Origin of the sequence: Nonomuraea fastidiosa (genome assembly GCF_042751225.1) — a bacterium.
GTDB lineage: Bacteria > Actinomycetota > Actinomycetes > Streptosporangiales > Streptosporangiaceae > Nonomuraea > Nonomuraea fastidiosa.
Map to the genome: position 1 here is coordinate 3,938,753 of NZ_CP170570.1, position 13,086 is coordinate 3,951,838.

11 protein-coding genes are annotated in these 13,086 nt (G+C 70.5%); 7 read left to right on the forward strand and 4 right to left on the reverse strand.

Features of this window, described 5'->3' with window-relative positions:
* The first annotated feature begins 7 nt into the window (after window positions 1-7).
* Entirely contained in the window at window positions 8-1,009 is a 1,002-nt protein-coding gene (gene galE, locus ACFMQL_RS18285) for a UDP-glucose 4-epimerase GalE (RefSeq protein WP_378786191.1), read from the forward strand.
* A 370-nt stretch (window positions 1,010-1,379) separates the two neighbouring features.
* Here the strand turns inward: galE and ACFMQL_RS18290 are convergent, their stop codons facing one another.
* A complete protein-coding gene (locus tag ACFMQL_RS18290; RefSeq protein ID WP_378786193.1) occupies window positions 1,380-2,186 on the reverse strand; it encodes a hypothetical protein in 807 nt (268 codons plus the stop codon).
* A 358-nt stretch (window positions 2,187-2,544) separates the two neighbouring features.
* Between ACFMQL_RS18290 and sucC the strand changes: the two genes are divergently transcribed.
* The 3 genes from sucC (at window position 2,545) to ACFMQL_RS18305 (ending at window position 6,409) form a co-directional block, all read left to right on the forward strand.
* Window positions 2,545-3,726 carry an ADP-forming succinate--CoA ligase subunit beta gene (sucC, locus tag ACFMQL_RS18295; RefSeq protein ID WP_364068429.1) on the forward strand — a complete coding sequence of 394 codons (1,182 nt, stop codon included), beginning with the start codon at window positions 2,545-2,547 and terminating at the stop codon, window positions 3,724-3,726.
* A gap of 3 nt (window positions 3,727-3,729) precedes the next feature.
* Window positions 3,730-4,605 carry a succinate--CoA ligase subunit alpha gene (gene sucD, locus ACFMQL_RS18300; RefSeq protein ID WP_364068427.1) on the forward strand — a complete coding sequence of 292 codons (876 nt, stop codon included), beginning with the start codon at window positions 3,730-3,732 and terminating at the stop codon, window positions 4,603-4,605.
* A gap of 166 nt (window positions 4,606-4,771) precedes the next feature.
* Window positions 4,772-6,409, forward strand: a complete 1,638-nt coding sequence (locus tag ACFMQL_RS18305; protein WP_378786196.1) for a DUF6350 family protein — start codon at window positions 4,772-4,774, stop codon at window positions 6,407-6,409.
* Between the two features lie 157 nt (window positions 6,410-6,566).
* Here the strand turns inward: ACFMQL_RS18305 and ACFMQL_RS18310 are convergent, their stop codons facing one another.
* Window positions 6,567-6,986, reverse strand: coding sequence for a hypothetical protein (locus ACFMQL_RS18310; protein WP_378786198.1), 420 nt, complete (start codon window positions 6,984-6,986; stop codon window positions 6,567-6,569).
* A gap of 75 nt (window positions 6,987-7,061) precedes the next feature.
* Here ACFMQL_RS18310 and purN point away from each other — a divergent pair, with 75 nt between their 5' ends.
* The 3 genes from purN to ACFMQL_RS18325 all read left to right on the forward strand — a co-directional run bounded on the left by purN (window position 7,062) and on the right by ACFMQL_RS18325 (window position 10,557).
* Window positions 7,062-7,691, forward strand: coding sequence for a phosphoribosylglycinamide formyltransferase (gene purN, locus ACFMQL_RS18315; RefSeq protein WP_364068421.1), 630 nt, complete (start codon window positions 7,062-7,064; stop codon window positions 7,689-7,691).
* On the forward strand, window positions 7,688-9,229 hold the full coding sequence (purH, locus tag ACFMQL_RS18320; RefSeq protein ID WP_378786201.1) for a bifunctional phosphoribosylaminoimidazolecarboxamide formyltransferase/IMP cyclohydrolase: 1,542 nt from the start codon (window positions 7,688-7,690) through the stop codon (window positions 9,227-9,229). Before purN ends, purH begins: the two co-directional genes overlap by 4 nt.
* 1,148 nt (window positions 9,230-10,377) lie before the next feature.
* Window positions 10,378-10,557: a hypothetical protein gene (locus ACFMQL_RS18325; RefSeq protein ID WP_364068417.1), complete on the forward strand. Its 180-nt coding sequence runs from the start codon at window positions 10,378-10,380 to the stop codon at window positions 10,555-10,557.
* Window positions 10,558-10,766: 209 nt separating this feature from the next.
* Here ACFMQL_RS18325 and ACFMQL_RS18330 read toward each other — a convergent pair whose 3' ends face one another.
* Window positions 10,767-11,924, reverse strand: a complete 1,158-nt coding sequence (locus ACFMQL_RS18330) for an ROK family protein (protein ID WP_364068415.1) — start codon at window positions 11,922-11,924, stop codon at window positions 10,767-10,769.
* Window positions 11,924-12,796, reverse strand: coding sequence for a hypothetical protein (locus tag ACFMQL_RS18335; protein WP_378786203.1), 873 nt, complete (start codon window positions 12,794-12,796; stop codon window positions 11,924-11,926). The genes ACFMQL_RS18330 and ACFMQL_RS18335 overlap by 1 nt, the downstream gene beginning before the upstream one ends.
* Window positions 12,797-13,086 lie beyond the last annotated feature (290 nt).

A 13,086-nucleotide genomic window follows, 5' to 3' on the forward strand; every position in this document is an offset into this window, starting at 1 on the left:
TTCAGGCATGCGCGTACTGATCACCGGCGGCGCCGGTTACATCGGGAGCACGATCGCCTCGGCGTGCCTCGATGCGGGGATCGACCCCGTGATCCTCGACAGCCTCGTCAGGGGGCGGCGGGAGTTCACCGAGGGGCGGGTGTTCTACGAGGGGGATATCAGCGACGGGCCGCTCATCGACAAGATTTTCGCCGAACATCCCGACATATCAGCCGTCGTCCACTGCGCCGCGCTCATCGTCGTCCCCGACTCCGTGTCCGACCCCATCGGCTACTACCGCGCCAACGTCGCCAAGAGCCTCGACCTCGTCGAACACCTCATCCGCAACGGATGCACGCGCATGATCTTCAGCTCTTCGGCGTCGATCTACCAGGCGGGCGACGACCACACGGTGACCGAGGAGTCGCCGCTCGCCCCGCAGAGCCCGTACGCGCGGACGAAGGCGGTCTGCGAGGGCATGTTCGCCGACATCGCCGCGAGCCGGCCCATCAAGATCCTGTCGTTGCGCTACTTCAACCCCGTCGGGGCCGACCCGCGCATGCGCACCGGCCTGCAGCTCCGCCGGCCCAGTCACGCGCTGGGCAAGATGATCGAGGCGTACGAGGAGGGCGTGCCGTTCCAGATCACCGGCACCCGCTACCCCACCCGCGACGGCACCGGCATCCGCGACTACATCCACGTCTGGGACCTCGCCGAGGCCCACGTGGCGGCGCTGCGGCGGTTCGACTCGCTGGAGACCGGCGCGATCAACCTCGGCACCGGCGCCGGCACCACCGTCCGCGAGCTGGTGGAAGCCTTCAACCGGGTGGCGGACCGGCCGATCGAGACCGTCGATGCGCCCGCGCGCCCCGGCGACGTGGCCGGCGCCTACACCCGCAGCGACCGGGCTCGTGAGCTGCTGGGGTGGCAGGCCCGCTACTCGCTGGAGGACGGCATCCGCCACTCCCTCCAATGGGCCGCCCTCCGCCCCACCCGCCTCCCCGACCCTGCGGAGGCCGTGGCGGGGTGAGGGAACCTCCGGCCGGGGGCGGGGTCGCCGGTACGGGCCGGCTTGGTGAGGCTGCTTGGAAAGCACGGGGGTGCGGTCGCCCCGACGAGGCGGCTGGTGAGCTTTCCGGGGGGGGCAGGGCGCGGTCGCCTGTGCGGGTCGGGGTGAGGCCGTACGGACGGAGCGAAGCTGTACGGACGAGGGCGAAGCCATACGCACTGGGTGAGGCCGTGTGGGTGGGGGTCTGCCCCGGCAAGGGCGCCGGAGCAGGGCAGAACGGCCTCTCGGAGGCGGTCGGTTGGCCTGACGCCGGGCCCTCAAGGCGTAACGCGGGCCCCACAAGACGTAACGCCGGGCTCCGCGAAGAGCGGGACCCGGCGCAAGGGGGTCGTTACTCGACCGGGTTGAGCGCGTCCAGCGAACTGTCAGGGATCTCCTGCGGCACGCCGCTGTCCTCGCCGAGCTCGCTGTAGTCGATGACCTGGTCCGCCGGCGGGGCCTTGACCGTGACCTTGCTGCCCCAGCCGGTGTAGCGGGTGTTCACGGTGGACGTGGTCTTGCCGAGCAGGCCGAAGTCGAACGCGTACTGGCTGCGCAGCCGGCTGACCAGGCCCTTGGAGTTGACGTCGAGCACGTAGCTGATGGCGACCTTGCCGAGCCGCTTGTCGACCTTCTCGCCGTAGAGCTTGGCGAGCCGTCCGAAGGTGATGGCTCCCCGGTACGAGCCGCCCTTGACGCTCTTGGCCTCGCTCACGAGCTCCTTGAGCACCTTGGGCCGGAAGATGTCCAGCGGCTGGTTGCCGGTGCGCGGGATGCCGGTGTTCGGGTAGCGCACCCACTTCTTGCCGTCGGGAAGTTGCTGGCTGAACAACCCGCCTTGCGCGTACGTGTATTTACCGACCGTGATCGACCGCGGCGGCGCCGCACTGAGCAAGCTCGCGCCTTTCCCGCCGCTACGCAGGTCCGACGCCACGATTCCGGACTTGCCGAAAGCGAGGGTGCCGTTCGTGGTGACGGTTCCGTCGGTCTTCGTGCCCGAGACCTTGGTGACGGCGGACTCGGAGATCCGCACGCCCTTACCGGCGGCGTACTGCTTCTTCAGCGCCTTCACCGGGTCCGCGGGCGCGGCCTGCGCGGGCGTTGCGGTCACGAGCGTGGCCGCCGACGCCAGCGCCAGGCCCGCGAGAATTCGCTTCATAGAGTTTCCTTCAGCATTTAAGGCAAGAGCGGGGAGCAAGCCTGACATTGGAAGATCACGAAGATATATCGCGCGGCGGGTCTTATGTCGGCTAAATGATGCAATTGAGATCTGACGCCCGCCCTGAAGAAGTGAGATCACCGTCACATAGCGGAAGAACCGCGACCCGATGACCTGGGCAGGTCAAGCTTCGGGCTAGGCTTCACTGGCGGAAACGCCCGGCACGACCCCTGAGCGTAGGAGCTCGCCGTGACAGAGCAGAGCGAGGAACGAAGCCGCGCACGGCGAAGCGCACGCGACCATCAGCACAGATGCCCGGGCCGTCGAACATCAGTCGGATAAGCAAGGACGGACCCTCGTGGACCTGTTCGAACATCAGGCGAAGGAGCTCTTCGCTGACTACGGCATCCCGGTGCCACGCGGCATCGTCGCCCACAACGTGGAGGAGGTGCGGTCGGCGGCCGAGCAGCTGACCGGCCGCGTTGTCGTCAAGGCCCAGGTCAAGACCGGCGGCCGGGGCAAGGCCGGCGGTGTGAAGGTGGCCGACGACGCCGCCGACGCCGTGGCCAAGGCTCAGGCGATCCTGGGCATGGACATCAAGGGCCACACGGTCCACAAGGTACTGGTCGAAGAGGCCAGCGATATCGCCGAGGAATACTACTTCTCCTTCCTGCTCGACCGGGCCAACCGCACCTTCCTCGCCATCTGCTCGGCCTCGGGCGGCATGGACATCGAAGAGGTCGCGCACGCCACGCCGGAGAAGGTCGCCAAGGTCCCCGTCTCGGCGCTGACCGGCGTCGACCGCGCCAAGGCCCGCGAGATCGCGGTGGCCGGCGGTCTGCCGGAGAAGGCCCTCGACGGCGCCGCCGAGCTCATCGAGAAGCTCTGGTGCTGCTTCGTCGACGAGGACGCCACGCTGGTCGAGGTCAACCCGATGATCCTGTCGGCCGACGGCCAGGTGAAGGCGCTCGACGGCAAGGTCACGCTCGATGACAACGCCGCGTTCCGCCAGCCCGACCACGAGGCGCTCGCCGACAAGGCCGCCGAGGACCCGCTCGAGGCCAGGGCCAAGGAGAAGGACCTCAACTACGTCAAGCTCGACGGCAGCGTCGGCATCATCGGCAACGGCGCCGGCCTGGTCATGTCCACGCTCGACGTGGTGGCCTACGCCGGTGAGGAGTTCCCCGGCAAGCCGAGGCCCGCGAACTTCCTCGACATCGGCGGTGGCGCGTCCGCCGAGGTCATGGCGGCCGGCCTGGAGATCATCCTCTCCGACCCCGACGTGAAGTCGATTTTCGTGAACGTCTTCGGCGGCATCACCGCCTGCGACGCGGTCGCCAACGGCATCGTCGCGGCGTTCAAGCTGCTGGAGAGCCGCGGCGAGGCCGTGACCCGCCCGCTGGTGGTCCGGCTCGACGGCAACAACGCCCAGCTCGGGCGGCAGATCCTGGCCGACGCCGCGCTTCCCGGCGTCGAGCTGGTTGACACGATGGACGAGGCGGCCAAGCGCGCCGCCCAGCTCGCTGCGGTAGGTGCGTGACCCATGGCCATCTGGTTGACGGAGAACAGCAAGATCATCGTTCAGGGCATGACCGGTGGTGAGGGCACCAAGCACACCCGCCGCATGCTGGCCGCCGGCGCCAAGGTCGTGGGCGGCGTGAACGCCCGCAAGGCGGGCACCGTCCACGAGGGCCTGCCCGTGTTCGGCACGGTCAAGGAGGCCATCGAGAAGACCGGCGCGGACGTGTCGGTCGTGTTCGTGCCGCCGAAGTTCACCAAGGACGCGGTGAAGGAGGCCATCGACGCCGAGATCCCGCTCTGCGTGGTGATCACCGAGGGCGTGCCGGTGCACGACTCGACGGAGTTCTGGGCGTACGCGGTGGCCAAGGGCAACAAGACCCGCATCATCGGCCCCAACTGCCCGGGCATCGCCTCGCCCGGCGCCTCCAACGCCGGCATCATCCCCGCCGACATCACCACGGCCGGCCGCATCGGCCTGGTCTCGAAGTCCGGCACGCTGACCTACCAGCTCATGTACGAGCTGCGCGACTTCGGCTTCTCCACGGCCGTCGGCATCGGCGGTGACCCGGTCATCGGCACCACCCACATCGATGCGCTGCAGGCGTTCCAGGAGGATCCGGGCACCGACGCGATCGTGATGATCGGCGAGATCGGCGGCGACGCCGAGGAGCGGGCCGCCGCCTACATCGAGCAGCACGTCACCAAGCCGGTCGTCGCCTACGTCGCGGGCTTCACCGCCCCCGAGGGCAAGACGATGGGCCACGCGGGCGCCATCGTGTCCGGCTCGGCCGGCACCGCCCAGGCCAAGAAGGAGGCGCTGGAGAAGGTCGGCGTCCGCGTCGGCAAGACCCCCTCCGAGACGGCCCGCCTCATGCGCGAGATCATGCAGGCTCGCTGATCGTTTCCCACAGGGCTTCGCGTGGTATGCCGCCATGCGAAGCCCTGCGCGTGTCCGGGTGCCGGACGGGTGCCGCCTGTGCCGGAAGCGACGGCGGAACAGAACAAGGCGATGCCCGGCGCGTCAACCAAGCTTCGGTCGGGAAAGATTGAGAAAATCGCCTACTGTGACGGCGATCCTCGACCAGTTGCGTACTGCCCCCCGGTCAGTACTCGGCAAGCTCCCCGGAGCCCCGAGCGACGACGACGAGACGCGGCGGCCGCTGCCGGTGTCGGGAATGCTGGCCGCCGCCTGCACCCTCGGTGTCGGCCTCGCCGTGCTCACCACGCTCACGCTCGTCGGCTGGATAGCCGCGCCGCGCGGCACCCTGGGCGCCGGGCTGCCCGGAGTCTTCCGTACGGCGGCGCAGCTCTGGCTGGCCGCGCACCACGCGGGCTTCGCGATTCCCGGCGGCCGGGTCGGTCTGCTGCCGCTCGGCCTGGTGATCCTGCCCGCCATCCTGCTCTACCGCGCGGCGCGGTGGATGGCCCGCGACGCCGACCTGCGGCTGCGCCTGCCCGCCCGGCTGCCCAAGAACAGCCCCAAGGAGCAGGCCGGCGCGCGGCGGCGGGCCCAGCTCGTGCTCGTCGTGCAGGCGGGGGTGTCGCTGGCGGCCCCGTACGCGATGCTGGCCGGCCTGATCGCGCTCGTGGCCAGGAACGAGATCACCCAGCCGTTCATCGGCGAGGCGCTGCTCAGCCACTTCCTGCTGGCGTTCCTGGCCGGTTCGCTGGCCACGGCCAGGATGATCGGGCCGTGGCGGGTCATGCTGCGGCTGCTGCCCGAGCGCGTCCGCGCCCTCACCGTCGGCACGGCGGTGGCCACGGCGGTGCTGCTGGTGGCCGGGCTGGCGCTGGTGCTGCTCGCTGTCGTGCTCAACTTCGGCCAGGTCAGGCAGCTGTCGGAGGTGCTCTCGCCGGGGTTCGTCGGCGGGCTGCTGCTCATCCTGCTCCAGCTGCTCTACCTGCTGAACGCCGTCATCTGGGCGTTCTCCTACATCGCCGGGCCCGGGTTCGCGATCGGCGCGGACACCCTGGTCGCGCCCACGGGCGTGCAGCTCGGCACCGTGCCCAGCCTGCCGATGCTGGGCGCCCTGCCCGAGAGCGGTCCGGTGCCCGCGTGGATGATGGCCGTGATCGCGGTGCCGTTCGCGGCGGGCGCGGTGGCGGGCGTGATGGTGGCTCGCATCTCGCCGTCTCCGTCGTACGAGGCGGCGCCGCTGTGGGGGTTCCTGACCGGCATCACCAGCGGGCTGGTGGCCGGGGTGCTCGCGGCGCTGTCGGGCGGGCCGATCGGCGGCGCGCGGCTGGCCACGGTCGGGCCGTCGCCCTGGGAGGTGGCGCTGTCGGTGGCGCTGGAGGTCGGCGTGGCGGCCGGCATCTCCGCGGGTGTGACGAACCTGCTGCTGCTCAACAAGCGGGCCAGGAAGCCGCTGGACAAGGCCGCGGCTCCCGTACGGAAGGCCGGCGCCGCGCTGGCCAGGGCGGCGAGCAAGGTCGGGCTCGCCGAGAGCGACCCGCGCCCGCTGCCCGGTCACTGGCTCGACGCCACCGAGGCCGACACCCAGGAGATCCCCGTCATCAGGGACGACTGGCAGGACGAGCACGCGTCCGCGGAGGCCGAGACGCTGGCCCAGGCCAGGCCGCGGCCCGCGGGGCCGGACCCGTCGGTGCCCCGGCCGCCGCGCAAGGACATCGTGGACGAGTCGGACGACAAGGGAGGCCACGTGATCTACGTCGACCCGTACGCCTGGGACCGCGACTAACGCCCGTACGCATGGGACCGCGACTAACGCACGTACGGCTGGGACCGCGACTCGCGCACGTACGGCTGGGACCGCGACTCGCGCACGTACGGCTGGGACCGCGAACAGCGGCCGTCACGGCCAGCGGCCATCACGGCCGCATCGCCTGGAGCGCACGTTACGGCTGCATCGCCCCGAGCATCTGCAGGACGTCGGCGGGAAGCTTGCGCTGCGCCGCCTCCTTGAACTCGGCGAAGCACTCGCCCTGCGAGGCCACCGTGCCTGCGCCCTTCATGCACTCCTGGTAGGCGGCGTATTCGTCCGCGAGATAAAGCTGCATGGCCGTGGCCATGGCCGACAGCACCAGCGCGAGCGAGGAGACGGTGATGCCGCCGACCGCCACGCCCGTGGGCTTGCCCTCGCTCTTGAGCAACGGCAGCGCCCGGATCCCCGCCATCAGCGCGAACAACGCCATGACCAGGCCCGCAAGGGGCAGCATGAACGTCATGGCCAGCGCTGCGATGGCCAACCAGATCGCTCGGCGGCCCGCTGACTCCGCGGGCTGCTGGCCTGCCGGTGCCTTCACCGGTGTCGACACCTGACCTCCTCTGCGTCGCCGGACGATGAACAGATACCCTGTGACCCCCACCCTGTTTCCTCACTTGGAGTGTGCGTGTCTAAGGCTGGGCGGCTCGTCGTCCTCGTCTCCGGCTCTGGAACCAACCTACAGGCCCTGCTGGACGCCTCCGCCGATCCGTCGTACGGCGCCCGCGTGGTCGCGGTAGGTGCGGACAGGGATGGCATAGAAGGGCTGGTCAGGGCCGAACGGGCGCAGGTCCCGACTTTTGTCGAGAAATTGGGTGATTACGCGACCCGAGATGAATGGGATCGCGCGATCGCGGCGCGTATCGCCGCGTACGAGCCCGACCTCGTCGTGTCCGCGGGCTTCATGAAGATCTTGGGCGCGCCCACCCTCGACGCGTTCCCCGTGCTCAATACCCACCCGGCGCTGCTGCCGTCGTTCCCCGGGGCCCACGGCGTGCGCGACGCGCTCGCCTACGGCGTCAAGATCACCGGCTGCACGGTGATGCTCGCCGACGAGGGCGTCGACACCGGGCCCATCGTGGCGCAGGCGGCCGTGCCCGTGCTTCCCGGCGACGACGAGGCGGTCCTGCACGAGCGCATCAAGCAGGTCGAGCGGCGCCTGCTCGTCGAAACCGTCGGCCGGATGGCCCGCGAGGGCTGGACGGTCAGCGGACGTATGGTCCGCATCGGCAACAACACAGGAGGGGAAACCACGTGACTCGTATCGCCATCCGGCGCGCGTTGATCGCCGTATACGACAAGTCCGGGCTCGAAGAGCTGGCCAGAGCCCTCGACGCTGCCGGGGTGGAGATCGTCTCGACCGGCGGCACCGCCGCCGCGATCTCCTCCTACGGCATCCCGGTGACGAAGGTGGAGCAGCTCACCGGGTTCCCCGAGTGCCTCGACGGGCGGGTCAAGACGCTGCACCCGCGCGTACACGCCGGGCTGCTCGCCGACGTCACCAAGCCGAACCACGTCGCCCAGCTCGAAGAGCTGGAGATCGACCCGTTCCAGCTCGTCGTCGTCAACCTCTACCCGTTCCAGCAGACGGTGGCCTCCGGCGCGTCCGACGCCGAGTGCGTCGAACAGATCGACATCGGCGGGCCCGCGATGATCCGCGGCGCGGCCAAGAACCACAACACCTGCGCCGTCGTCGTCGATCCCTCCTTCTACGGCGATGTCCGCAACGCGCTCGACGCGGGCGGCTTCACGCTCACCGAGCGCCGCCGTCTCGCCGGCATCGCCTACGCCCACACCGCCTCCTACGACGTGGCCGTGGCCAACTGGTTCGCCGGCACGTACGCGGGCGAGGAGGAGTTCCCGAGCTTCACCGGGTCCGCGTACGAGCGCAAGGCCACCCTGCGCTACGGCGAGAACCCGCACCAGCGCGCCGCACTCTACACCGCGGGCGAGGGCGGGCTCGCAGGCGCCGAGCAGCTGCACGGCAAGGAGATGTCCTACAACAACTACCTCGACGCCGACGCCGCCTGGCGGGCCGCGTGGGACTTCTCCGACCCCTGCGTCGCCATCATCAAGCACCAGAACCCGTGCGGCATCGCCATCGGCGCCGACGTGGCCGACGCCCACCGCAAGGCGCACGCGTGCGACCCCGTCTCCGCGTACGGCGGCGTCATCGCCGTCAACCGGCCCGTCACCGAAGAGCTGGCCAGGCAGATCTTCGACGTCTTCACCGAAGTGGTCATCGCGCCAGACTTCGACGCCGAGGCCCTTGAGGTGCTGCGCGGCAAGAAGAACCTCCGCCTGCTGCGCTGCCCCGAAGGCCCCGCCAACGCCACCGAGTTCCGCAGGATCGACGGCGGCCTGCTCGTCCAGACCACCGACCGCGTCGACGCCTCCGGCGACTCCGCCGCCCAGTGGGAGCTCAAGACCGGCGCACCCGCCTCGCCCGAGGTGCTCGCCGACCTCGAGTTCGCCTGGCGGGCCTGCCGCTCGGTGAAGTCCAACGCCATCCTCCTCGCCAGCGGCGGCGCCACCGTGGGCGTCGGCATGGGCCAGGTCAACCGCGTCGACTCCTGCCGCCTCGCCGTCACCAGGGCCGGCGAGCGCGTCGCGGGCTCCGTCGCCGCCTCCGACGCGTTCTTCCCGTTCCCGGACGGGCTGGAGGTGCTGGCTGAGTCCGGCGTACGGGCGATCGTGGAGCCCGGTGGGTCGGTACGTGACGCGGAGGTCATCGAGGCGGCCGAGAAGGCCGGCGTCACCCTGTACTTCACCGGCACCCGCCACTTCTTCCACTGACGGCCGAACGCCGCTGGAGTATTGACCACGAGCGTTGTTGACAGTGGGGCTTGATCATCGAAGAAGCCTCCGATGTGGTGAAGGTGTCGAATCTGCACCGCTCGGAGGCGTCATGCCCCACCGTGACGCGCGTCTGACCGTCCACGCCCGCCGCGTGCCGGTCGAGCGGGTCCTGGCCGGGCGTCCGGGCATACGCATGACGCCCCGGGCCTGCGCGGGTCGCTTGGGCCTGTGCGGGCGTTCGGGCTTGCGTGGGTGGCTTGGGCGTGGCCGTGACGTCCGGGGGCTTGCGCCGTGGCGTGCAGGGATCCGCCCGGTGCGTGAGCGCCTCCACAGCAGCCTGGGCTACCGCAGCCCCGCCGACTACGAGACCATTGCCGCTACCTGACCACCACAACGACGGTGTCCGCCAAAACGGAGCAAGCTCAGGAGTGTCTAGCTTCTCTGCGGCGCGCAGGGCCGCGTGGCGTGAGGGCAGGTGGTTCGGGTGCCTTCCGGCGCGGTCAGATGCGTGGAGCGCCGTGGCGTGCGTGGGCGCCTGGTGCGTGAGCGCCTCCGGTGCGTGAGGCGCGTCCGGTGTGTGAGTGCCTCCGGTGCGTGCAGGCGCGGCTGGCCTTGTGCGGCGCGTGTATGGCTCGGGCGCTAAGGCGCGTTCTGGCGTATCGGAACGTCTCAGCGCTGAGGTGCGCGCGGCGCGTCGGGCGCATTCACCGAAGGGACGCCGAACGCTGGGTGCGTTCAGCGTCGAAACGCCGAACGTCGGGCGTGCACGGAACGGACGCCGAGCGTTGGGTGCGTTCAGCGTCGGAACGCCGAACGTCATGCGCGCACCGCGGGACGCCGAGCGTTGGGTGCGTCAGCGTTCGGGACGCCGAACGTCGGGCGCGCACCGTGGGGACGCCGAACGTCGGGACGTAACCCGAACGCGCGTCGGGCGCGTTCAGCGTTCGGGACGCCGAACGTGGGGTGCGTTGAGTGCCGGAGGAGTAGAGCAGGGCCGGGGGCGACGCGCGAACCCGGGAGAACCGCTCCACGAGCGCCAAGGAACTTTGCTCAATCTTGTCGCTTTTATCCGTTTAATTGGCGATCAGTCGCTAACGGCGGTTAGCCTGAACTCCTCCTCCCCACCCGTCCTTCGGAGTTCCTCTATGGCCCTCGACACGTTCCTGCAGGCATTCATCACCCTGAACGGCCTCGCCACGAACCCCGTGGTCCTCGTGGTGCTCGCCCTCATCGGTGCATACCTGGGCGGACGCGTCGTGGAACTCATCCCGTACACCCGCCGCATCATCGAGCGCCGCGAAGCCCAGCTCGCCGAACGCGAGTAGACGGCCCCGCGCAGACGCCCCGTCGACCTGCCCGAGCCCATCGACTCGCCCGAGCCCATCGACTCGCCCGAGTAGGCATCGAGCGGCACTCGAACCCCACCTCGGTGCGATCTCCGTAGACGGAGCACCCCTCTTCGTGCCCGCGGCCGTGATGCGCTGCGCTAGACGCACAACGACACCACCGAGGGGTGCGAACGCCCGTCCACCGGTCAGGTCGTTGACGCGAGTGCCTGCCAGGCCAGGTTCGCGGCCCCGGCCAGCCCGGCGCGGACCCCCAGCGTGCTCTGCTTCACCTGGACAGCCCGTACGAACGCGAGCCCGGCCACGTCATCGAGCGCCCGCTCCAGCGGATCGAACAGCACAGGGCCCGCCGCCGACACCCCGCCGCCGATCACCACCATCGTGACCTCGGCGGCGGCGGCCGTGGACGCGATCATGCCGGCCAGCGCCCTCGCACCCCGCTCGAACGCCTTGACCGCGATCTCGTCCCCGGCGGCGGCGTCCCGAGCCAGCGCCCGCGCGTCCGGCCGCTGCCCGTCGCCCTGAGCCTGGCCCTCTTCACCCTGGGCTTGCCTCCGTCCGCCCTGACCCCGGCTCTTCTCACCCTGGGCCTGCCCCTCTCCGCCTCGGGCCTGCCCCTCTCCGCCCTGGGCCTGCCCCTCTCCGCCCTGGGCCTGCCCCTCTCCGCCCTGGGCCTGCCGCTCTCCGCCATGATCGCGTGCCTCGGGGAGCCCTTCCCTTTGCACGCCTTCGTCGACGGGGGAGTCTGCGGAGCCGTTCAGGGAGGGGGACCAGCCGTTCTCCAGGGCCCAGCGCGTCATGTTCGGCCCGCTGGCATAACGCTCCACGCAGCCACGACCGCCGCACTCGCAGCGTTCGCCGTACGGGTCGATGCTCATATGCCCGACATGCCCGGCATTGCCTGTGGGGCCGAGGAGCGGGGCGCCGTCGATGACCAGACCGCCGCCGATGCCGGTCGACACCACGATGCCCAAGAGCGACGAACACCCGCGTCCGGCGCCCAGCCAGTGCTCCCCGAGCGCGAAGCACTGCGCGTCGCCCGCCAGCAGCGTCGGCAGCCCGGTGAGCTTGTGCACTTCGTCTCGCAGCGGGAACCCGCGCCAGCTCGGCATGTTGACAGGGCTCACGGTGCCGGTCGCCAGGTCCAGCGGGCCGGCACAGCCGATGCCGACCGCCTGCGGCTCGGGACCGCCGGCCGTCACCTCCGCGATGAGGGCGGCGAGGGCCGACATGACCTCCGTACGCGGGGTCGGCCGGGTCGCGGAGCGCAGGATGGCCCCCTGCTCGTCCACCAGCGCGGCGGCGAGCTTGGTCCCTCCGATGTCAATGGCAAGTACGCAGTTCATCAGTGTTTGTGGTGGTTGTCGGGCTGGCGAGGGTCGCCGGGATGCTCCAGGCCGGGTACGAGGGTGACCTTCCTGGCCCGCATGTCGTCGAGCCAGCGCGCGAACGCTTTCCGCCGAGCTGCGGCGAGCAGGTCGGCGTCGGGGCCGGTCGGCCGGGAGGTGTGTCGAGTCAGTGTCTGCACGGTTCCTTCCGGTACGTAGGGCTGCGCTGTGGCCTCGGCCGCCGGGGAGGGTGATGAGGCGACGGCTGCCGGAGGCTGTGCAGCGGTGTGGGCCGCCTGGATTGGTGGCGTGGCGGGGACCGTTCGGGTCGGTGACGAGGTGAGGACTGTCTGAGTCGGTGGTGCGGAGGGGGACATTGGGGTCGGCGGCGTAGTGGTGGCCGCTTGGGTGAAGGCCGTGGGTCCAGTCGTCCGCGCGGCGGGGCCGGTCGTCTCGGAGGCGGGGCTGTTCGTCTGAGGGGCGGGGCTGGTCGTCTCGGAGGCGGGGCTGGTCGCCTGAGGGGCAGGGTCGTTCGCCTGGGGTGGCGTGGGTGTGGCGGTTGCCACGTGCCAGCCGAGGGTGTCGCGGACGGGGCCGACCAGGGTGTCGTACGGGTGGCTCTGCAGGGCTTCGGCGATCGCGGTGGGCAGGGAGTCGAGCGTGATCGGGCCGAGGGGTTCGAGGTCGGACGGCGTCGCCGCCTGCGCCTCCGCGAGGGTGTCGAAGAGGCGGTGGCGTACGTAGTGACGGGCCGGTTGTTCGGGAGCCGGTGGACGACGCCATTCCTCAGGAACGGTCACCGTGGCCGTGACGTGCTCGAACACGGCCCGCACCCAGGGGCTGCCGTTGTAGGCAGCCGCGTTGATCGAACCAAGTTCTACTGCGGCCACCCGATCGAGGGTAAGGGCTTCCGTCCCGCCCCTTACGCCCGGGTCTCCCAAGGCAGCGCCCGGCGCCGACGGCGAGGCTGGCGGCGAGGCCGGGGCTGGAGCGGGTGCTGGCGGCGAGGCCGGGGCTGGAGCGGGTGCTGGCGGCGAGGCCAGGGCAGGGGCGGGTGCTGACGGGGAGGCCGAGGTCGGCAGTGGCGAGGAGGCGGAGGTCGGTTGCGGTCCTGGGGTCAGGCCGAGGTCGGCTGCCGTGGACTCGCACAGGATCTCGGTGAGGATGACCTGGGTGAGCC

Bases quoted from the DNA above. Each gene is read 5' to 3' on its own strand.
- ACFMQL_RS18325 (WP_364068417.1), top strand. From the start codon at position 10,378: ATGGCCCTCGACACGTTCCTGCAGGCATTCATCACCCTGAACGGCCTC.
- sucD (WP_364068427.1), top strand. From the start codon at position 3,730: ATGGCCATCTGGTTGACGGAGAACAGCAAGATCATCGTTCAGGGCATG.
- ACFMQL_RS18290 (WP_378786193.1), bottom strand. From the start codon at position 2,186: ATGAAGCGAATTCTCGCGGGCCTGGCGCTGGCGTCGGCGGCCACGCTC.
- ACFMQL_RS18330 (WP_364068415.1), bottom strand. From the start codon at position 11,924: ATGAACTGCGTACTTGCCATTGACATCGGAGGGACCAAGCTCGCCGCC.
- galE (WP_378786191.1), top strand. From the start codon at position 8: ATGCGCGTACTGATCACCGGCGGCGCCGGTTACATCGGGAGCACGATC.